The following is a 22,714-nucleotide window of genomic DNA, read 5'->3' on the forward strand; positions in this document are numbered from 1 at the left end:
CTTTAAACGAATTATTTGGCTTCTAATACACCACGGCGGATCTGGTCACGTTCAATCGACTCAAACAATGCTTTGAAGTTACCTTCACCAAAACCGTCGTCATCTTTACGTTGAATAAACTCAAAGAATACAGGTCCGAGCATATTTTGAGAGAAGATTTGTAATAACAATTTCTTCTGACCATCTTTGGTATTTCCATCCAACAAGATACCACGCTTTTGCAGTTCTTCGGTTGGCTCACCATGCTCTGGCAGACGCTCTTTCAACATCTCGTAATAAGTTTCAGGCGGTGGCGTCATAAACTCAAGCCCTAAGCCTTTTAACTTATCCCAAGTTGAAATCAAATCATCAGTAATAAAGGCAATGTGTTGGATACCTTCACCGTTGAAATCGGACAGGAATTCTGCGATCTGGCCGTTACCCTTGTCTGAATCTTCATTCAAAGGAATACGGATCATGCCATCTGGAGCCGTCAATGCTTTAGAAGTTAAGCCGGTATATTCACCTTTGATGTCAAAGTAACGGATTTCTTGGAAGTTGAAAATCTTCTCATAGAAATTCGCCCAATATTCCATACGACCTTTATAAACATTGTGAGTCAAATGATCGATCTCATTTAAGCCAGCGCCTTTTGGATTCTTCTCGACATCATCGAAGAAGATGAAATCATTTTCATAAATGTCACGATCCACAAGGAAGATTGGCATGCCACCAATGCCTTTAATCGCAGGGATATTCAGCTCCATTGGACCCGCTTGCGAGTACATTGGCTCAGCACCAAGCTCAACTGCTTTCTTGAATGCTTTTGCTGCATCACGGGTTCTAAAGCCCATCGCACACGCTGATGGCCCATGTTCTTTAAAGAAGAAAGAAGCATAAGATTCAGGCTGGTAATTCAAAATGATATTGATATTGCCTTGGCGCCATAAATAAACTTTTTTAGACTTATGCTTTGCGACTTTGGTAAAACCAATGGTCTCAAAAATTTGATCTAATCCATTTTCCGTCGATACAAACTCAATAAAAGCAAATCCACATAATTCTAATGGGTTATCTAAAATGTCCATCTAGTTTCCCTTATTTAGATAAATTCATCCGTTTCACGCTCGGTTTTCTTGTGATTGATCTAAATGCTTAAAACATGTCATTTAAATGCCATCAACAACCGTAAGCATGATTAGAAAAGGTTTCCGATGTTTTTATAAATAGGTCAAAAGCATCCGTGTTGAAACCTTTTCCTCCGTCCATAAGTCAGCCAAATGTAATCATTGGCTCTCAACATAAATTCATGCTACAAGAAACTATGAATTTATGCAATACATAATTTAATTATACTATGTGTAATTAAATTCTTACTCTTCTGATCTTCAGCTCCGTTGTTTTGCCCTGCTTTTAACGCTAGCTTTGCCGTATAAATCCACTATATTTAAATCCTAAGCCGCATTGCGGTCGAGATAAAGGGTAAAATCTATCACTTCAAAAAAATTGTAGAGAAGGACAAATAAAAAAGTGACTGACTTCACCATTTCTAAAATTATTAATTACCAGTCAATAAAACAATAAAGCAGCAAACAAACACTAGATCAGACTTGATTTGTACATTTTTAAACATTAAAACTATAAAAAAGCACTCAAATTAAAGTAAAATTCACAAAATTGTCTCCAATCCCAATTCAGGCACCCGCCTATCCTGATGTGCCTTGAGTGCATGCATCATCATTTAAATCTTTTCTCTCTATATATGGCTTTTATATAGAGCGTCATTTAATTTTTAAGGTAAATTGAATGAAAAAATTTTGGAAATACTTATTAGCACTACTGCTTGTGCTAATTGTTATCGCAGTTGCCTTTCTTTTTAGACCGATTACGTCAAAGGCAATTAAAACTAAAAGTGACGAACCTGTTGTCGATGTCGTATTGATCGGTGGCGGTATTATGAGTGCCACATTGGGTGCTTATCTAAATGAGTTACAACCTGACTGGAATGTTCGCATGTATGAACGTCTTGATGCAGTTGCACAAGAAAGTTCAAACGGTTTCAACAATGCGGGTACTGGTCACTCAGGCTTTATGGAAATGAACTATACCGAAGAAAAAGACGGTAAAATGGACGTTTCTAAAGCCGTGAATGTTGCAAGCCAATTCGAAATTGCAAAACAATTCTGGGCGCATCAAGTGAAACAAGGTGTATTGGGTACACCAAATAGCTTTATCAATCCAGTACCACATATTGCCTTCGTTTGGGGTGATAATGTGCAATTCATGGAAAAGCGTTATGCAGCGATGATCCAAGAGCCGTTGTTTGCGGGCATGAAAATCACTGAAGATCCAGCAGAAGTACAGCAATGGGCACCTTTGGTGATGGATGGTCGTGATCCACAACAAAAAATCGCAGCAACACGTATGGATGTAGGTTCAGATGTGAACTATGGTGCGATTACAACACAATTGATCAACCACCTCGAAAAAAATCCAAACTTCAAGCTGAGAACCTCTACTGAAGTCACAGGTATCAGTAAAAATGATGACAACACATGGTCTGTCGCATTTAAAGACCTGAAATCAGGTGAAGTTAGCCATGTCAAAACCCGCTTTGTATTTATTGGTGCAGGTGGTGCAGCGATTAAATTATTACAAATGACTGGCTTACCTGAAGCAAAACAATATGCTGGCTTCCCTGTGGGCGGTGAGTTCCTTGTGACAGATAATCCTGCAATCACTGAAAAGCACACTGCTAAAGTCTATGGCCGTGCTGATCTTGGCGCACCTCCAATGTCAGTGCCACATATTGATACCCGTTATATTGATGGTAAAAAATATGTATTGTTTGGACCTTTTGCGACCTATTCGAACAAGTTCCTGAAATATGGTTCTCAACTCGACTTATTAGCATCGACCAACAAAAACAACATCTTGCCAATGACTGCAATTGGCTTACAAAATGCAGACCTTGTTCAATACTTGATTAGCCAAGTATTGATGTCTGATGAAGATCGTTTCAATGAGTTGAGAAAATACTACCCAGAAGCTGATCCAAAAGACTGGCATTTACGCCAAGGCGGTCAACGTGTTCAGATCATTAAAAAGGAACCTGGTAAACCAGCGAAGTTGCAGTTTGGTACAGAAATCTTTGCATCTGAAGACAAAACCGTAACTGCTTTACTTGGCGCTTCTCCCGGTGCTTCAACATCACCTTACATCATGCTGAATTTACTTGAAAAAGCATTCCCAGAAAAAACCAAAGGTGAATGGGATGGGAAGTTGCATGAGATCGTTCGTTCTTATGGTCAAGACCTTGCAACAGACCCTGTATTACTCGATCAAATTCGCCAATATACAAGCTCGACACTCGGCTTAAATTATACAACGCCAGCTCAACTTGTTCCTGCAAAGCAACAAAGTAACGCTGTCGCTGTGGCGCAATAAGTCCTGCTGTAACACATACTATAAATGGAGGAGTTTCGACTCCTCTTTTTTATTTATCTTGATTTTGAAATCTCAACCGATCTGATGTCATCTCGCCCTGCCCCTACTTCGGCTTTTGCTGCTTTTCGTTGTCGTGACTTTAGTTTACTGACACTAAATCAATGCTGCTTAACTTTTGCTGTACTGATTCAGGAAGTCGTGATTGCTTTTCAACTCTATCAAATCACCAAAAATCCTTTAATACTCGGGTTAATTGGCATCATGGATCTATTACCCTTTTTAATGCTGTCGTTATGGGGCGGTTATATTGCAGATCGATTTAATCGTCAGCGTATTTTGCAAATCTGTTTTAGCTTCACGATTCCACTTTCCGCTGCTTTATGGCTTTGTTTTGATTTATTTCATAGCCAACTTATTCCAACAAGACACTTGTTAATTCTTAGTTTCAGTATTTTATTCTTATTCGGCTGTATCCGAGGAATTTATAGTCCTTGCTTCAACTCACTGCGTCCATTTGTCGTACCTGAGCATCTATATACCAATGCTGCTACGTGGACCAGTATGTGCTGGCAGGCAGGTGGAATCATTGCGCCTGTCATCGGAGGTTTTCTACTGGCCCACCTAAATTTAGATCTGAGTTTTGCTGTCATCATTGTTCTGTTTGCGCTAGGAAGTCTTGCGTTATGGTGCTTGCAAACCCGACAATTTCCAGCTTTACATCCCGAATCGATTTCAAATAGTTTAAAAGAAGCAATACGATTTATTTTTAAAACTAAAATAATTTTTTGGGCAATGTTTCTTGATCTTAGCTCTGTATTTTTTGGTGGCATAATCGCCTTATTACCCATTTTTGCTCAGGATGTTTTACACGTCGGTGCCGATGGTTATGGACTACTGCGCGCAGCACCCGCAATTGGTGGACTAATGATGATGGTGATTTTGGTTCGCTTTCCACCACGATCACAACCTTGGCGAATCATGCTCATTGCGGTTACCGGATTTGCGTGCTGCACTTTAATTTTTGCAGTTACCAGACAACTCTATTTTTCTATGTTAGTTCTCATTATTATGGGTGCTTGTGACAGTGTTAACATTGTAATTCGCCAGACGATACTGCAACTCACCCCGCCGAAAAATATGCTAGGACGTGTTGCTGCGATGAATGGCATCTTTGTTAGCTCAAGCAATGAACTTGGTGCATTACAATCCAGTGTAGTGACACGTTTTGTTAGCGTAATTCCCGCGATGTATATCGGAGGGTCACTGGCATTTGTCTGCGTTGTTTTTACCAAGCTCAAAACTAAAGATTTACTGAATTTTCGTTTTAGCCCTTAACGACTTTGATTTTAAACGCTAATCCATATGAAAGACTCATTGCCTGCGTCATCTGGCTCTTCTAAATTTATTAATTTTTCCATTTTTGTGTGGCTCATTTTACTGTGCCTGCAATCGAGCTATATCGTCATTATTGGTGGGCCTAGCTATCTGTTTTGGACGTCAACTGGCTTCCTATTTTTATATATCTTCAGCATTCACCCTAGCACTTTAAAAAATCGTATCATTTTATTATTAACAACTTTGCTCCTCATTTATTTAGCGCTGCACTCATTGTTCTGCACTTATCTCATGCTCGCGTTTTACTGCATTTTCTACCTCTACTCTGGTCCATATCGTTATAAAAAACTAATCAAACTCGGTGGATTATTCGTGATTATGATTGTCTTTGCACTCTACCAAACTCAATCTCTACATGAATTAAAAGAAAAATATGCACTTCATGAAACAGGTGAAACTTGGCAGCAATACGGCGCTCTTTAAAAGAATGATAAAAAACCCCGCTGATTACAGCAGGGTTTTATAAAATTAGTCTTGTGAGTCAGGATACAACGGACGATTTCCGGGACTAATTCGATTGATATGTAGGAACGTCATATGACGCTCATACTTATCCAGAATGTCATTAATCACTTGCTCTTTGGTATAACCAACCAAATCATTATCCTGAGAACCTTCATACAAGAAAGTCTCTAAACGATAATAATGCTGCTTACCACGTTTTCCACGCTCACTAAATGTTGGGGCGATATAACGTACTGGCCAGATCTGATAAACAAAGTTATGCTCTTCTTCGATATAAATCGTCAAATCTAGATGGTAAAGCGTATCGCTATCTTCGATTTCGGTCTGAGTAACTTCAACATTCATTCCGCGTTTCATTAACTCATCCGCAACCGTCTGTACCGCAGGTTTACATACACTGTCCAGCATACGTTGCGTTTCATGGCTACCGGGATGATGCATCACACGCGATAGTCGCTGTTTCCAATTCAGAATATCGACATTCCCCACCACAGGAGCAGCATTTAAACTGCGACTGGCTTTACGATAATCCTCTAAACGTAAAGATTTATACAATCCAGCCATTACCAATAGCATCACAAAACTGAATGGCAGCCCCATAATCACCGTGGCACTTTGTAAGGCCGTGATTCCATTTGCCATCAACATGGCAATCGTCAACAATCCAATCGCAATTGCCCAAAACACACGTAACCAGCGCGGTGCATCATTGTCTACATTTGAAAACTTGGTGGTGAAGTTACCCAGTACTAAAGCGCCTGAATCGGCAGAAGTCACATAGAATAATAGTCCTGTAATCGTAGCGATTCCCGCAATAAAGGCAAAGCCGGGATATTGAGCCAACAAATCATAGAAGCCATGTGCAGGATCGGTCAACACCGTTTGCGCCAAAGCGTTATTACCATCAAAAATAACATTGTATAAAGCGCTATTCCCAAATATAGATAACCACGTAATGGTAAAGAGTAACGGGATAATTAAAGTACCGCAGACAAACTCACGAATAGTACGACCACGTGAAATACGCGCCAAGAACAGCCCTACAAATGGCGACCAAGCCACCCACCATGCCCAAAAGAACAAAGTCCAACTATTCATCCATTCTTTTGGTTGTTCAAATGCAAAGCTATCTAAAGCCAAGCTTGGAAAACGGCTAATGTAGTCACCAAAGTTCTGTACCAGCGCATTGAGTAGAAACTCCGTATTCCCCAAGAACAACACAAATAGCATCAAACCAATGGCGGCATAAATGTTGATCTCAGACAGGACTTTAATTCCCTTATTCACCCCTGCTGTCACTGAAATAATGGTGACAATCACCGCAACCAAGATCAAACTGGATTGAATCCATAAACCTTCTGGCCAGCCAAATAAAACATGCAGACCATAATTGATCTGAACAACCGCGATACCACAGGTGGTCGCAATACCAAAAATGGTACCAATAACGGCTGCAGTATCGACACTATGCCCAATCGGGCCGTCAATTTTGTTGCCGAAAATAGGGTACAACGCTGAACGAATGGTCAAAGGCAAATTATAGCGATAGCTGAAATAGCCCAATGCCATTCCTACCAAGGCATACATCCCCCAACCTGTTAAGCCATAGTGAAATAATGTCCACACCATGCCTTGTCGTGCAGCTTCATAGGTCTGCCCTTCACCGACAGGTGGATTCATATAATGAGAAAGTGGCTCAGCCACAGAGAAGAACATTAAATCCGTTCCGATCCCTGCCGCAAACAACATCGCTGACCAGCTCAATAAGCTAAACTCTGGTTTGGAATGCTTAGGCCCCAGCTTGATATCCCCATAACGAGAACAAGCAATAAACACCACAAAGATTAAATATAAAGTTGCAGCAAGCAGGTAATACCAACTAAATGTGGAACTGACCCAGTCCAAAACCGTATTTAATACGTGATTGGCAAAATCATTAAACAAAATCGTAGTTAATGAAAATATTAAAATTATGAGCGCTGAAACATAAAAGACCACACGATTTAACTGATCTTTTGTTTGAATAGATGAATCATCAACTGCTCTTGGATTATCTGTCACCATACAATCCTCAAGGAATGAGAAAAAAAGAAAAATATTCATCCTGATCTTTTCGTTATTTAAGGCATAAACGAAAAGACCCATCCGAATAAAAAATGAAAAATAAAGTGCATCAACCGAAATTACATAACTTCTGGTTCTTTAGCAGGCTGATGTAATGGCTGAACTTCCTCCGTTACCACTCGGGGCTGTTGAGGATGATATTGATCCTGTTTTAGCGCTTTGGCTAAACTAAACATATAAAGCAAAAGAATAACGGAGAATGGTAATCCACAAAGTACCACCGCACTTTGCATTGCATCAAAACTACCAGCTAAAAGTAGACCAATACTGACGATCGTGATGACCACAGACCAAAAGATACGTAACCAAATCGGTGAATCACTTTCATTACTTCCCCCTTTCGAGGAAAGATTCGCGATCATGAGTGTACCCGAACCCACTGGGGTCAAAAACAATACGAAACAAATCATAACAACAATCCCAGCAATAACAGGATTGAATGGCAAAAATTCAAGGAACTTAAATAAGGATAATGCAGGATCAGCTAAGACCATTTCTCCCAGTGCTTGCTGTTTTTGATTCAAGATTAAATGAATCGCAGTATTACCAAAAATCGAAATCCATGCCAAGGTAAAACCCAGCGGTATCAAGCACACACCTAAGACGACTTCTCGAATGGTACGACCTTTGGAAATACGTGCAATGAACATCCCAACAAAAGGCGCCCAAGCAATCCACCATGCCCAATAGAATACCGTCCACGAACCTAACCATGAATTTGCCGATTGATCGTATAAATACATGTCAAAACTTTTGGCAATAAAGTTATTGAGATAATCGCCCATGTTTTGCACCAAACCATTGAGCAAATGATTGGTTGGCCCTGTGAGGAAAACAAAAAGTAGCAGCGCATATAACAGACGTAAATTAATGCGAGATAACCATGCCAAACCTTTTTCAATGCCAACCACAGTCGTGATCGTAGCAACCGCCATCATCACTAACACCACAGCAATCAAAGTACCATGTGTATTGGGGATTTCTGGCAACAAATAGGTAATTCCTGACACCAACACCAGTGCACCAATCCCCAAATTCGTCACCAGTGAAATGACCGTCGCCAAAATACCAAAACCATCAACGAAATCGCCAATCCAACCATAAATTCGAGGACCGAAAATTGGATAAAGCGCAGAACGCAAAGCCAACGGTAAATCTAATCGAAACGCAAAATAACCCAAGGTTACGCCGATCAGCGCATACAGCACCCAACCATGAATCCCCCAATGCAGGAAGCTATACATCATGGCATCACGCGCCGCTTGTACCGTCCCTCCCTCACCTTCAGGTGGACGAAGGAAATGATCAACAGGTTCAGCAACGCCATAATAGAGTAAAGCAATACCGATACCCGCTGAAAAAAGCATAGATACCCATGCCAGATAACCGAACTCTGGCTTATCTTGATTTTTACCTAATGGAATCTGTCCAACCCGAGAAAAAGCCAACCATGCAACAAAACCAAGACATAAAATTATGACTAACATGTAATACCAGCCAAATAACTGGTTGACTTGCTCTTGAACATAAGTCAACCAAAACTGGCTTTGCTCTGGAAAACCAACAAACAATAGGCCAAAAACACCGATACTGATTGCGGAGCTCCAAAAAACAAATAAATTTAATCGAATACGTTCGGAAGAAAATCCATCCTTACTTTTTGACACCATCATCTTGCTCCTTGCAATCGGTGTATTTTTATTACGGTATCTTTTGACCAAGCAATCAAAAATTGTTTGATTTTTACAGATTATACTTTTTATTGATTGAACGTTCAATCAATAAAAAGTATGATAAAAAATGCTATGATGTTCTACATTGAGAAATGTTAAATAAAAAGTACCGTCACAGGGCTTTCAGTGGATCAACATGACAAAACGTAGAGTCAAACCAGAGCATGTGCGACGCGAAGAAATTATCAACGCCGCATTCCATGTAATTTCTGAAGTGGGGTTATCCAATACCACCATTGCACAAATTGCAAAAAAGGCCGAATTATCAACTGGTATTGTGAGTCACTATTTCGGTGATAAACAGGGATTAATCAATACCTGTATGCAAGAAATGCTCAACGTTTTGCGTCAAAAAACTGACCAATACAAAGCGGAAGCAGATACGCATCCAGAAAGCCAAATCAAGGCAATTATTGATTCCAACTTTGATATCAGTCAGGTCAACAAGCAAGCGATGCGTGTTTGGTTAGATTTTTGGTCAGCCAGTATGCATCTTCCCGAGTTAGGGCGTTTGCAACGAATTAATGATCAACGCCTGTATTCAAACTTGAAATTCTATTTCCTCAAGTTATTGGATAAAGAACAGGCAAGTATTGCTGCTCGTGGTTTAGCAGCATTGATTGACGGATTATGGTTACGCGGTAGTTTAAGCAGTCATGACGAATTTGACAGTCAACTCGCCCGTTCCATTGCTTACGATTATGTAAAAACGCAATTGCAATTTGCCAACAAGCCTTTGCAGGAGAAACAGAATGAGTGATGCACAAGTCCATCAACTATATATCCATGGACGCTATGTTGAAGCAACTAGCGGCCAAACATTTGATAGTATTAACCCTGCCAACGGTGAAGTGATCGCAACACTTCAGCAAGCCTCACAACAAGATATTGAAACCGCTGTTCAAAGCGCCCAACAAGGACAAAAAGTTTGGGCTGTGATGACTGCGATGGAACGTTCTCGTATTTTACGCCGTGCTGTTGATATTCTTCGTGAACGTAATGACGAACTGGCGCAGCTTGAAACGCTTGATACTGGTAAAGCCTATAGCGAAACATCAACTGTTGATATTGTCACGGGTGCTGATGTACTTGAATATTACGCAGGTCTTGCAACGGCAATTCAAGGTGAACAAGTTCCGTTGCGTGAATCAAGTTTCTTTTATACACGCCGTGAACCACTCGGTGTGGTTGCTGGGATTGGTGCTTGGAACTATCCAATTCAAATCGCTTTATGGAAATCTGCTCCTGCCCTTGCTGCGGGAAATGCGATGATTTTCAAACCAAGCGAAACCACTCCATTGACTGCATTTAAACTTGCTGAAATCTATACCGAAGCAGGACTTCCAGATGGCGTATTTAATGTCGTACAAGGTGCAGGTCGTGACATCGGACAATGGCTCACTGAACACCCTGTAATCGAGAAAATCTCTTTCACCGGTGGTGTTGAAACAGGCAAAAAAGTAATGGCCAGTGCCGCAGGTTCTACACTTAAAGAAGTCACGATGGAACTCGGTGGTAAATCACCCCTGATTATTTGTGAAGATGCCGATCTTAACCGTGCCGCAGATATTGCAATCATGGCTAATTTCTTTAGCTCAGGCCAAGTTTGTACCAATGGCACGCGCGTTTTTGTTCCAAAATCACGTTTAGCCGAATTCGAAGCAGCGATTGTAGAACGTGTACAGCGTATCCGCCTCGGTGACCCGATGGATGCTGAAACAAATTTCGGTCCACTAGCAAGCTTCCCACACATGGACAAAGTGCTTTCCTATATCAATGCAGGCAAACAGCAGGGCGCTAAATTGTTGATAGGCGGAGAACGTGCAACGGGACAATTTTCCCAAGGCGCTTATGTGCTACCTACTGTTTTTAGTGATTGCACCGATGATATGCGTATTGTTCAAGACGAAATCTTCGGGCCTGTCATGAGTATCCTCAGTTATCAAACTGAGGAAGAAGTGATTCGCCGTGCCAACAATACTAACTTTGGTCTTGCTGCGGGTGTCGTCACGCAAGATATTAGTCGAGCGCACCGTATTATTCATCAAATCGAAGCTGGGATCTGCTGGATCAATACGTGGGGAGAATCTCCTGCTGAAATGCCAGTTGGTGGCTATAAGCAGTCTGGTGTTGGTCGTGAAAATGGTCTCACCACTTTAGGGCATTACACCCGCATTAAATCCATTCAAGTTGAGCTTGGTGATTACCAAAGCATTTTCTAAAAAGCATCGCGCTTTATCTTCACTTGATCAACTGAAACACCATGCTTTCAGTTGATCATGCAAACAAATAAAGGCTAATTATGAATAAGCAAGAATACGATTATATTATTATTGGTGCAGGTTCAGCAGGTAATGTCCTTGCCGCACGTTTAACTGAAGATGCAGATATCTCAGTATTATTATTAGAAGCAGGTGGTCCAGATTATCGTTTAGATTTTCGTACACAAATGCCAGCCGCATTGGCCTTTCCCCTCCAAGGTCGTCGTTATAATTGGGCTTATGAAACTGATCCTGAACCACATATGAATAATCGTCGTATGGAGTGCGGTCGCGGCAAAGGACTTGGCGGCTCATCTCTGATCAACGGCATGTGTTATATCCGTGGTAATGCGATGGATCTAGAACAATGGGCAAACATGAAAGGTCTTGAGGATTGGACCTACGCAGACTGCTTACCGTATTACAAAAAAGCTGAAACCCGCGATATTGGGGAGAATGACTATCATGGTGGTGATGGCCCCGTTTCAGTCACCACCCCAAAACAAGGCAATAATGAACTGTTTCACGCCATGATTGAAGCTGGCGTACAAGCAGGTTATCCACGTACTGATGATTTAAATGGTTATCAGCAGGAAGGCTTTGGTCCGATGGATCGTACTGTGACACCGCAAGGTCGTCGTTCAAGTACCGCTCGTGGTTACTTGGATATGGCGAAAGGTCGTCCAAATCTCACCATCGTAACCCATGCAATGACCAATAAAATCTTGTTTAACAATAAACAAGCAGTGGGTGTTGAGTACATCATTGGTACTGATCAAGCCAATATGAAACAAGCACACTCGAAACGTGAAGTATTACTCTGTGCAGGTGCAATTGCATCACCACAAATCTTGCAACGCTCAGGTATCGGTGAAAGCACCTTCTTAAAATCAATGGATATTGATGTGGTGCATGACCTGCCAGGCGTGGGTGAAAACCTGCAAGACCATTTGGAAATGTATTTGCAATACCAATGTAAAAAACCTGTGTCACTGTACCCGGCTCTGCAATGGTATAACCAACCTGCAATTGGTGCTGAATGGTTATTTTTGGGCAAAGGTATTGGTGCAAGTAACCAATTTGAAGCAGGCGGTTTTATCCGTAGTTCGGAAGAATTCGACTGGCCAAATATTCAATATCATTTCTTACCAGTGGCTATTAACTACAATGGCAGTAATGCAGTAAAAGAACATGGTTTCCAAGCCCATGTCGGCTCAATGCGCTCACCTTCTCGCGGTCGAGTCAAACTCAAATCAAAAGACCCATTTGAGCATCCAAGTATCCTGTTCAACTACATGTCAACCGAACAGGACTGGCGAGAATTCCGTGATGCGATCCGCATTACTCGTGAAATCATGGCACAACCTGCACTAGATCCATATCGTGGTGAAGAAATCAGCCCAGGTAAACACATTCAAACCGATGCAGAATTGGATGAGTTTGTACGTAATCATGCCGAAACTGCATTCCACCCGTCATGTAGTTGTAAGATGGGTGAAGATGATATGGCAGTAGTGGATGGTCAGGGTCGCGTCCATGGTGTACAAGGTTTACGTGTGGTCGATGCATCCATCATGCCACTGATCATTACAGGTAATTTAAATGCCACCACCATTATGATGGCAGAAAAAATTGCAGATCAAATTCGTGGGAAAAAATTACCACGTTCACAAGCACCTTATTACAAAGCAGGATCAAGTCCTGCTCGTCAAACACCTTTACGTCCATTTGCATAACCTAGTCCAGTTATGTTCAGCACCTTAAGTTTTAAGGTGCTGCCAACCATTAGGAAAATTCAAATGAAAAGAATTTTATTTACACTTCCTTTCATCGCTTTGATTCATACGGCGCATGCAACCGAAACAACTGAAACAGCATCTCCATTCAGTGCCAATCTCACACTCGCAAGCCAGTATGTATCACGCGGTTTCCAACAAACTTGGGGCAAACCCGCATTACAAGGTGGTGTAGATTACAATCATCCAGATGGCTTTTTTGCTGGGACATGGGCTTCAAATGTCAGTGATGATTTTATTCGTGACGCTTCGATCGAATGGGATGTTTATACAGGTTATAGCCACAGTATTGGTGATTTGTCTCTAGGTATAACAGCAGCCTATTATTTCTATCCTGGTGCAAAAACCACAGCAGATACAGGACACACTCGTTTTGACTATGGAGAAATTATTCCAGAAATTAGTTATGGGCCGCTCACAGTCAAATATGCTGTGACCTATACCCAAGACTATTTTGGCAATAACTCGGATACACTCGCTATAGGTGATAACAAGCATTCTCGTGGATCAGGCTACCTAGATGTCAATTGGCATCAACCATTGGGGCAAGGTTGGTCTGCAGATGCACATTATGGTAACCAACGTATTAAAAACTTTTCGGCCGCAAGCTTTCAGGATGCAAGTTTCGCAATTAATAAGGAACTGCCTTATAACCTATCCAGCAGCTTGATCTATAGCAAAGCATGGGATAAAGAGGGCTTTTACCAACAGTATAGTAATGGCAATCCAAATGCTAAAGTCTCAAATCCAATTGATTCCACAGTAACATTCTCCATTACCAAGAGCTTTTAATTAAATGTCTCGTCCTGAAATAGGTTGACACCTATTTTCATTAAAACGCCCGATGCACCGCATCGGGCGTTTTGTATTTTAATGCTAAGTGCGGTCTACGTGTATTGTAAATTTTCACAGACTCTGCAACCATTTGAGCTGCCTCTTCCAAATTGTTAGGTTTCTCTAACAGGTACTCATTCTTCAGTATTCCATTCACGCGCTCTGCTAATGCATTTTGGTAGCAATCATAGCCATCCGTCATTGAACAGCGGACACCGTGCCGCTGGTGCATTTGTTGATATTTCGCAGAACAGTATTGTATGCCTCGATCCGAGTGATGAACCAATTGAGTATCTTTAGATTTCCGTTGTCTTAATGCCTGCTGATAAGCCTTTAATACCAAATCAGTTTTCAGATTGTTATCAACATAATAACCAACGATCTTTCTTGACCATGCATCCGTCACCAGACTTAAATACGCTTCTCCTGTTTTAGTTGGCAAATAAGTAATATCAGCAACCCATAACTGCTCAGGGCGTGTTGGAATGACTTGATTCAGAGTACCCTGCTTCAACAGATTTGGATGACACCGAAACCGATGGTGACTATTTGTCGTCTTGTGATAAGCTCGTTTAGGTCGAACCAATAGGCGGTGGACTCTGAGTAAATCAAATAATCTATCCCTACCAATACGAATCGAATTTAAGGTGAGTAACAAATGCTGCAATTTCCTCGTCCCTAAGCGAGGATGCCACATCCGTTCCAGCTGCACTTGTTTTAAAACTGTATGGTTTTGCTCGTTTTTATGCACCTCATGCTGACATTGTTTGTAATAGGCTTGTCAGCTTATACCTAAATAATGACAGCTTTGTCTGATACTTAGCCCTGTCGCTTTCTTGCTTTGGATAGCTTGCCTCGTGGCTTTTTTACGATACTGACTCCATAGTCTCGCTCTAAGATATTCACAATTTCCTCAAAAAGCTCTGCCTTTTGTTGCGTTGCAGCCAATTGTTGTTCGAGTTCTTTAATTCTTTGCTCTGGGGTGAGTGGTATCGATGATTCTGACATGGATATACCTCTAGCATGGGGCAGTGGCCGACCTTTACTCCAGTCTAAGCGACCATGCTTGCGAAGCCAAACTAGAACAGTAGAACAACCTTGGATGCCATATCTATCTTGTGCTTGCTTATAGGTCATTTCGCCTTTTTCGACTTGATCTACAACAGCTAATTTAAAAGCGAGAGAATAATCTTTTTGGGTTCGCTTAACGATTGTTTTCATGACACTCTCCTTTTCTTTGATAGAAAAGTGTCAACCTTATTTAGGACGGGTCAAAAGCAATAAAAAAGCTGCTCAATGCAGCTTTTTTATTACCTTTAAATTAGGCTTTAATCAATTGGATATCCGATCCTGCTCGTTTCGGATCAATCAAAATTTTTGCATGTTGTTCTGGATCACGTAAGGCTTCAAAGGCATTGCTCACCCCTTCCAAGCCCACTACACCTGTAATCAGTGGTGAAACATCAATTTTACCTTCCGCAATCATATGTAAGGTGTCACGGAACTCAAGTGGCGTATAACCCAATACATACTGGATCTCGAGCTCTTTGTTGATTGCCAATGCAGGTTCGATCTTATCACTTTGCATACAAACCCCCACCCCTACAATTCTTGAAAACAGTGGTGCACCTTCCAAAATTTGCTGCATAATGCCTGCCACACCAACACACTCAAAAATCACGGGGCGCTTCGGTAATAGTCCGAGCTTGTCTCCCACTCGCATCGCATTGACCCACGGCAATGAGAAGGTCTGCACTTTATCAAAAATCCCCATTCCCATATTAATCGCTTCAGAAACATTCCCCAACAAACCCAGCTCTTTCCAATTACTAAATGGAGATTGCTGTTTAGGATCAACCAATACATCTGCACCACACTGCTCAGCCAACCGACGACGATTTGGTGAAAAATCGCTGGCAACGACAGTTTTAACACCCATCGCTTTGAGCATAATAATTACGCCTAAACCAACAGGACCACAACCCACCACGATTGCAGGCTCATTTTTCTTAATTCTGCTGCGACGGACTGCATGTAAAGCAACGGCCATAGGTTCTGTCAGTGCAGCACGATCGGCATCCAAGCCATTTGGAACTTCAAACATTAGGCTGGATTGAACTAAAATTTGTTCAGCATAACCACCTGATGCACTCGGTGAAAGCCCTGTTGGCACATAACCTTGTGGTTCAACATTTAACAATGGCATCGCACAAACCAAAGTGTCGGCTTTTAATTTACGACGTGTTTTTGGCCCATAATCTAAAACTTTTCCACAAAACTCATGACCGAAAACAAGTTTATCAGAAGATTTAGCCACCCCATTAAAACCGACACGTGCTGCCAAATCATGCATATGATCACAGTGATGTTGCATATGTAAATCCGAGCCACAAATTCCACAACGTACTACTTCAAGTAATACTTGTCCTTTAGCCGGAACTAATTGAAGGCTATCTTCCAACTTCAACTCAGTGTTATGACAAACTAGCGATTTCATAGGATGCTTTCCTTATTGTTTTATTGCATTTGTTAGCCCTTCAATTTTTTTCGATTGAAATCATCTGACTAACATATTTCATCCTAATTTTGACAAACTGTATTGTCAGAATCCATGACCCAAATATCAATATCTTTATCAAATGAGGTCAGCTCTTGCTCAGCAGCTCAACTCACCGAGCAAATAATAAACAAATAAAATGAATCGGTATGGTTATTAGATCAAAATAAGAATATTTATATTTTAAAGCCTAAACGTACTTTTGTGTTAAAGCCTCATCAATCGTAATATTGTGCTGCATGATTAAAAAAGAGCTAAGGCAAAACCTTAGCTCCATATAACTTACTTCCAAGTTTCACGGATCATATCAACAGCTTTTTCAGCAATCATAATCGCGGGTGCATTGGTATTACCATTCACTACTGTTGGCATAATCGACGCATCAATGACTCGAAGTCCTTCTATACCATATACTTTAAGCTCTGGATCAACCACGGCCATCTCATCTACACCCATTTTGCAGCTGCCCACTGGGTGATATACCGTATCGACGCGCTGACGCAAAATCTCTCGAATCTGATCATCAGATTGAACATTGGCAGTAAACATATCTTCTTTAATTTTTTCACTCAAAGCTGGTGCTTGCATCAACTTTTGCGTGACTTTAAAACCATCCACCATATCTTGAAGATCTTGCTCATCCTCAAGGAATTTAAAATCAATCAATAATGGATCATCTACATTTTTACCACTCAATTTGACCGAACCACGTGCACGCGGATTGAGCAAACACACATGACAAGAAATACCATGTCCTGCATGCATAGTTCGAGCATGGTTATCTACTACAGCAATGACAAAATGCAGTTGTAAATTCGGTTTATCTAACTCAGGACGGCTCTTTAAGAAACCACCACACTCTGCATAATTGGTCGTAATTAGACCTCGACGCTCCTTACGATAACGCCCAATTTGTTTGATTAAATCTAAACTACCACCAACTGAAACCCCGAAAGTTCCATCTATTTGTTTGGTTTTATAAGCAAAGATAAAATCAGGATGGTCATGTAAATTCTCACCAACTCCCGCTAAATCTTTAACCACAGGAATACCATGTTTTTCTAATTCTTGGCGTGGTCCAATACCAGAAAGCATCAGTACTTGAGGCGATTGAAAGGCACCAGCAGACAGCAAAACTTCTTTATTCGCACCAATAACTGTGGTTTGACCTTTATGCTTAAATTCAACACCTACAGCGCGACCATTTTCAATGACAATGCGCGAGACCATCGCGTGTGTAATCACATGCAAATTTGGACGTTTCCCCAAATAAGGAAATAAGTAGCCTTTCGCGGCACTCCAACGTTCACCATTTTTTTGCGTGACTTGATAAACACCCAGACCTTCTTGCTCTGCCCCGTTAAAGTCATCATTCAGTGGATAGCCCACTTGTTTAGCTGCTTCAATAAAGGTTTTTTGATAAGGATTATCTGAACGTAATTCACTTACATTTAACGGACCATGCTGTCCATGATACTCATTCTTAATTCTTTCGTTATGTTCTGACTTTTTAAAATACGGTAGCACCTCATCGTACGACCAACCCGTATTCCCTAAAGCAGCCCAGTGATCATAATCATCCCGATGTCCACGAATATACACCATCGCATTAATTGCAGAACTGCCACCTAAGCATTTGCCACGAGGCTGATAACCTTTGCGTCCATTCAAACCTTTTTGCGGAATAGTTTCCAATGCCCAGTTATTGAGCTTCGTTGGAATACTGATAACGGCTGCTGCTGGTGTATTCACCAACCAACTGTTGCCATCCCCACCTGCTTCTAATAAACATACGGAAATATTTGGATTTTCAGATAATCTTCCAGCCAGTACTGAACCCGCAGAACCACCACCTATCACTACAAAATCAAATGCTATTTGTGTCATTACTATACTCAATTTTTCTTTTTAAAAAGTGTTCGCATTATGCCAACCATGGCATTGAAATACTGTTGTATTTGTCTAAACAGACTTACATTCTTATAGGTAAAAATAACGGGATAGTCACTCAAGTACAAGCGCTAAAATATGCAAGTTTTTTGCAATAAATTGCCAATTTTCAAAAAGCTTTTGAGTCATCATGACCATACTTGCTTCATCAATATCCAATCTTAAAGTACGATATTTCCTTAGTTTAATCATCTAATTTAAAAGATATATACTCTTTTTTATGAAATAGAATTTCTATTTTCACTATAAATCATGATTAAACCACCAATAAAAATAAATGCTAAGCCTAATAATTTTAATCCGTCTAGTTTCTTAATTTGCATACCAAGAAAACCACTACTATCCATAAACGTAGCGAAAATCATTTGACCTAAAAAGATCCACAACAAAGTATTAGTGACACCAATATGCGGAGCAGCAATAAACATACAAAGTATATAAAATGATCCTAATAATCCTGATAACCACATCCACCACGCTGTTTGCTGATACATGGGTGGCTTAATACTACCATCAATCAATAATGCGATAATCAACGAAGCAATCGCTCCTCCCACATAGAGAAAGAAGGTTGATTGTATTTGACTCGCTCCACTTGTATTACGAAAAGCATGAATCATGGCCAATTGTAATGGCACAATTAACCCACCTAAAAGACTAACAAAAACATAGTGAATATTTTGCACGTACCAACTCTCTTCTATTGCTTTCAATGCAAATTTATAATGAGCCAATCAAGAAATTTGATATTGGTTGTTCGATAAATATTTAGTGTTATAAACAGTTGAATAGTAGATTCATGATTTTATTTATGCAAACAATATAGATAGATGTTTAAGATGAAAAATGGGATACGAATTTAAAAAATGATTAATATATTAATAAATAAAATAAAAATAGAAAACTTATGATAAAAACCCAGACATAAAAAAACCGCTAAACTAGCGGAATTTTATCTCATCTTTAAGATGATGGTCGGAGCAGTAGGATTCGAACCTACGACCCCCTGGTCCCAAACCAGGTGCACTACCAGGCTGTGCTATGCTCCGTTTGTGGGGTGAATGACGGGATTCGAACCCGCGACAACCGGAATCACAATCCGGGGCTCTACCAACTGAGCTACATCCACCATAACGTTTGATTCTATGTACCAAGCTACCCATAAATGGCGCGCCTGACAGGATTCGAACCTGTGACCATCCGCTTAGAAGGCGGATGCTCTATCCAACTGAGCTACAGGCGCATAACGATGATAATACTATCAAGCGATACTTCGCCGATCTTAAACCAATGTTTTACAACATTATTTAAATGGTCGGAGCAGTAGGATTCGAACCTACGACCCCCTGGTCCCAAACCAGGTGCACTACCAGGCTGTGCTATGCTCCGATTTCTCTCAGCTTTTATTGTATCGCACATCGTGCGGTACGGTGTGCATTCTAGGCTTGACGCCCTAGAACGTCAACACCTATTTTTCAAAAATATTAAAAACCCTTATCAAATGTATATTTAACAAGCATTTTGGTTGTTTTTAACGCTTCAATGAAGCACTAAAGTTCAACATACGATCTAATGGTAATTTGGCACGTTCAGACAAAGCAGGATCAACGTGTATTTCTTGATCAGCATGTTGTAATACATGCAAAATTCCATCTAGTTCGTTCATTGCCATCCAAGGACAATGCGCGCATGAACGGCAGGTTGCACCTTCGCCTGCTGTCGGAGCTTCAAATAACTCTTTATCTGGCGCCGCTTGTTGCATTTTATAAAAAATACCGCGATCTGTTGCCACGATCATTTGTTTATGAGGCAAAGTCTGTGCTGCTTTGATCAGTTGCGAAGTACTACCCACTGCGTCAGCAATATCAACTACAGACTCAGGAGATTCTGGATGCACTAACACAGCAGCATCAGGATAAAGCGCTTTCATTTGAGCAATACCACGCGCACGAAATTCTTCGTGTACGATACAAGCACCATCCCACAACAACATCTCAGCGCCTGTTTTCTTTTGAATATAACGCCCTAGATGCTGATCAGGTGCCCAAATGATTTTTTCACCCAAGCTATCCAAATGCTCAATGATTTCAACTGCACAGCTTGATGTCACCACCCAATCTGCACGTGCTTTTACTGCGGCTGAAGTATTCGCATAAACAACCACAGTATGATCAGGATGCTGATCACAGAACGCAGAAAACTCATCTACAGGACAACCAATATCTAGTGAACAGGTTGCTTCTAAGGTTGGCATGAGAACCGTTTTTTCAGGCGATAAAATTTTTGAAGTTTCACCCATAAATTTCACTCCAGCAACCACAAGTGTTGTTGCTGGATGGTCACGACCAAAACGAGCCATTTCCAGAGAGTCTGAAACACAACCACCAGTTAGCTCTGCAAGCTCCTGTACGTCAGGATCACAGTAATAATGCGCGACAAGCACTGCATCTCGCTTTTTCAGCTCAGCTGCGATTTGAGCAAATTTTTCTTGTTTCACTTCTGGGCTGAGGCTATGGTCCTTTGGCTCACCCAAACGATCTAAATGCGCCTGCACAATGTTTTTGGCTTCGTTCGCAATTAAATTCGCATCATTCATAAAACGTCTTCTCTATCCTGCGTGCTTGCATCACTGCAAACTTATAACGTGGGTATCTGGTGATCATTTGGGATAAATCACATCGTCCACAAACAAGCGATATAAAAAAAGCCTCACTGTGGAGGCTGCATTATAACGCAAATTTACGAACGATAATCGGCATTAATTTTCACATAGTCATAAGATAAGTCACAGGTATACACCGTGTCTTTGGCCTGACCTCGACCTAAATCAACACCAATTGTAATTTCGGTTTGTGCCATAACCCGTGCACCAGCTTCTTCGGTATAGTCTTCGGCTGCACCACCATCTTTACAGATTTGTACATCATCTAGCCATACTTGAATTTTTGAGACATCTAAATCTTGGACGCCCGCATAACCAATCGCAGCCAGAATACGCCCCCAATTCGGGTCTGATGCAAAAAGCGCAGTTTTCACTAAGGGTGAATGGGCAATACTATAGGCAATATCACAACACTCTTGGGTATTTGCACCACCTTCTACAGCAACGGTAATAAACTTGGTTGCTCCCTCACCATCACGGACAATCAACTGTGCTAAACGGTTCATGACACGTGCCAGTACCTCTAACACTTTGGCATATCGTGCATCATCTTTTGAGCTAATTTCAGTTCCACCTGCTTGACCCGTTGCTACAAGAATACAAGAGTCATTGGTTGAGGTATCACCGTCAATCGTAATTCGATTAAATGAATGTTCAACTGTGGTCTTTAATAAGCTTTGTACCAAATCACGACTAATCGGCGCATCTGTCGCAACGAAACTCAACATGGTGGCCATATTTGGACGGATCATCCCAGCGCCTTTACTGATCCCCGTCATAGTATAGGTGATCCCATCAATTTCAAATTGTTCAGATGCACCCTTTGGCACAGTATCTGTGGTCATAATGCCAGAAGCAGCATCCGCCCAAGCAGACGGTTGTAATGTATTTAGTGCGGGTTGAAGTCCAGCCAACAAGCGCTCCATCGGAAGCTGCTCACCAATAACACCTGTAGAAAAAGGTAAAACCTCAAAACTGTTTACCCCAGTCAGTTCAGCCAACTGCGCACACGTATCTTGAGCATTTTTCAAGCCCGTTGGTCCGGTACCTGCATTGGCGTTACCAGTATTAATCACTAAATAACGAGGATTTCCTTGCGCGAGATGAGCTTTGGAAACATGGACAGGTGCAGCACAAAATGCATTCTGGGTAAATACACCCGCAACATTTGAGCCTTCTGCCAGTTCAAAAATGACTAGGTCTCGTCGATTTGGATAACGTACATACGCCTCAGTTGAGCCAATTTTTACACCCTGCACCACATGCATAAGTGGCATTGTTACGTCACCAACAGCCATTTTTAAACTTCCATTCAATTTGTTATGAAAAAGTAAATGAATACATACCCTATATATGAGACTCGGAAAGGTCATCTACAACCTGCGTGGTGTTTATAATATCCCGTTTCTGCGATAGATAAAACAAATGCAATAAGTGAACAGGTTTTGTAGATGACAATGCCTTTGGTTACTTTGGGCGAAACCAAAGTAACTCGAACCGAAGGTTATTCC

Annotated in this window: 15 protein-coding genes, 4 tRNA genes and 1 pseudogene; 7 read left to right on the top strand and 13 right to left on the bottom strand. The window is 41.1% G+C overall.

The window, feature by feature from the left end; all coding sequences use genetic code 11:
• Positions 1-11: 11 nt before the first annotated feature.
• Complete coding sequence (hppD, locus tag DS737_RS12590; RefSeq protein WP_075316091.1) at positions 12-1,067, bottom strand: 4-hydroxyphenylpyruvate dioxygenase; 1,056 nt, start codon at positions 1,065-1,067, stop codon at positions 12-14.
• A gap of 718 nt (positions 1,068-1,785) precedes the next feature.
• On the opposite strand from hppD, the gene mqo reads away from it, so the two are divergent.
• The 3 genes from mqo to DS737_RS12605 all read left to right on the top strand — a co-directional run bounded on the left by mqo (position 1,786) and on the right by DS737_RS12605 (position 5,244).
• Entirely contained in the window at positions 1,786-3,426 is a 1,641-nt protein-coding gene (gene mqo, locus DS737_RS12595; RefSeq protein WP_075316092.1) for a malate dehydrogenase (quinone), read from the top strand.
• Positions 3,427-3,510: 84 nt separating this feature from the next.
• Positions 3,511-4,761: an MFS transporter gene (locus DS737_RS12600; protein ID WP_113997999.1), complete on the top strand. Its 1,251-nt coding sequence runs from the start codon at positions 3,511-3,513 to the stop codon at positions 4,759-4,761.
• Between the two features lie 27 nt (positions 4,762-4,788).
• Complete coding sequence (locus tag DS737_RS12605; RefSeq protein WP_113997689.1) at positions 4,789-5,244, top strand: hypothetical protein; 456 nt, start codon at positions 4,789-4,791, stop codon at positions 5,242-5,244.
• A 45-nt stretch (positions 5,245-5,289) separates the two neighbouring features.
• On the opposite strand, the gene DS737_RS12610 is transcribed toward DS737_RS12605, so the two are convergent.
• Both DS737_RS12610 and DS737_RS12615 read right to left on the bottom strand, forming a co-directional pair.
• On the bottom strand, positions 5,290-7,350 hold the full coding sequence (locus tag DS737_RS12610; protein WP_100833303.1) for a choline transporter: 2,061 nt from the start codon (positions 7,348-7,350) through the stop codon (positions 5,290-5,292).
• A 119-nt stretch (positions 7,351-7,469) separates the two neighbouring features.
• Positions 7,470-9,080 carry a BCCT family transporter gene (locus DS737_RS12615; RefSeq protein ID WP_100833302.1) on the bottom strand — a complete coding sequence of 537 codons (1,611 nt, stop codon included), beginning with the start codon at positions 9,078-9,080 and terminating at the stop codon, positions 7,470-7,472.
• Positions 9,081-9,279: 199 nt separating this feature from the next.
• Here DS737_RS12615 and betI point away from each other — a divergent pair, with 199 nt between their 5' ends.
• From betI to DS737_RS12635, 4 genes are all read left to right on the top strand, one after another.
• On the top strand, positions 9,280-9,903 hold the full coding sequence (betI, locus tag DS737_RS12620) for a transcriptional regulator BetI (RefSeq protein WP_100833301.1): 624 nt from the start codon (positions 9,280-9,282) through the stop codon (positions 9,901-9,903).
• Positions 9,896-11,365, top strand: a complete 1,470-nt coding sequence (gene betB, locus DS737_RS12625; protein ID WP_113997690.1) for a betaine-aldehyde dehydrogenase — start codon at positions 9,896-9,898, stop codon at positions 11,363-11,365. The genes betI and betB overlap by 8 nt, the downstream gene beginning before the upstream one ends.
• A gap of 80 nt (positions 11,366-11,445) precedes the next feature.
• On the top strand, positions 11,446-13,140 hold the full coding sequence (gene betA, locus DS737_RS12630; RefSeq protein ID WP_113997691.1) for a choline dehydrogenase: 1,695 nt from the start codon (positions 11,446-11,448) through the stop codon (positions 13,138-13,140).
• Positions 13,141-13,203: 63 nt separating this feature from the next.
• Positions 13,204-13,992 (top strand): TorF family putative porin, encoded by a 789-nt coding sequence (locus tag DS737_RS12635; protein WP_113997692.1) that lies wholly within the window; start codon positions 13,204-13,206, stop codon positions 13,990-13,992.
• 40 nt (positions 13,993-14,032) lie between these two features.
• Here the strand turns inward: DS737_RS12635 and DS737_RS12640 are convergent.
• The 10 genes and pseudogenes from DS737_RS12640 to argJ form a co-directional block, all read right to left on the bottom strand.
• Positions 14,033-15,255: pseudogene (locus DS737_RS12640) on the bottom strand (IS3 family transposase).
• A 100-nt stretch (positions 15,256-15,355) separates the two neighbouring features.
• Positions 15,356-16,531: a zinc-binding dehydrogenase gene (locus DS737_RS12645; RefSeq protein WP_113997693.1), complete on the bottom strand. Its 1,176-nt coding sequence runs from the start codon at positions 16,529-16,531 to the stop codon at positions 15,356-15,358.
• A gap of 342 nt (positions 16,532-16,873) precedes the next feature.
• Positions 16,874-18,478 (bottom strand): GMC family oxidoreductase, encoded by a 1,605-nt coding sequence (locus tag DS737_RS12650; RefSeq protein WP_113997694.1) that lies wholly within the window; start codon positions 18,476-18,478, stop codon positions 16,874-16,876.
• Positions 18,479-18,759: 281 nt separating this feature from the next.
• Positions 18,760-19,227, bottom strand: coding sequence for a DMT family transporter (locus DS737_RS12655; RefSeq protein WP_075316101.1), 468 nt, complete (start codon positions 19,225-19,227; stop codon positions 18,760-18,762).
• A 286-nt stretch (positions 19,228-19,513) separates the two neighbouring features.
• Positions 19,514-19,590: transfer RNA gene (locus tag DS737_RS12660), tRNA-Pro, on the bottom strand.
• A 4-nt stretch (positions 19,591-19,594) separates the two neighbouring features.
• Positions 19,595-19,670 (bottom strand) — tRNA-His (locus tag DS737_RS12665).
• A gap of 37 nt (positions 19,671-19,707) precedes the next feature.
• A tRNA-Arg gene (locus DS737_RS12670) sits at positions 19,708-19,784 on the bottom strand.
• A 69-nt stretch (positions 19,785-19,853) separates the two neighbouring features.
• Positions 19,854-19,930, bottom strand: a tRNA-Pro gene (locus DS737_RS12675).
• 142 nt (positions 19,931-20,072) lie between these two features.
• The gene (gene nadA / locus DS737_RS12680; protein WP_004638029.1) at positions 20,073-21,137 is read right to left on the bottom strand and encodes a quinolinate synthase NadA; all 1,065 of its coding nucleotides are present in this window, start codon (positions 21,135-21,137) and stop codon (positions 20,073-20,075) included.
• A gap of 143 nt (positions 21,138-21,280) precedes the next feature.
• A complete protein-coding gene (gene argJ, locus DS737_RS12685) occupies positions 21,281-22,501 on the bottom strand; it encodes a bifunctional glutamate N-acetyltransferase/amino-acid acetyltransferase ArgJ (RefSeq protein ID WP_113997695.1) in 1,221 nt (406 codons plus the stop codon).
• Positions 22,502-22,714: the final 213 nt, after the last annotated feature.

Origin of the sequence: Acinetobacter haemolyticus (genome assembly GCF_003323815.1) — a bacterium.
Taxonomy (GTDB): Bacteria; Pseudomonadota; Gammaproteobacteria; order Pseudomonadales; family Moraxellaceae; genus Acinetobacter; species Acinetobacter haemolyticus.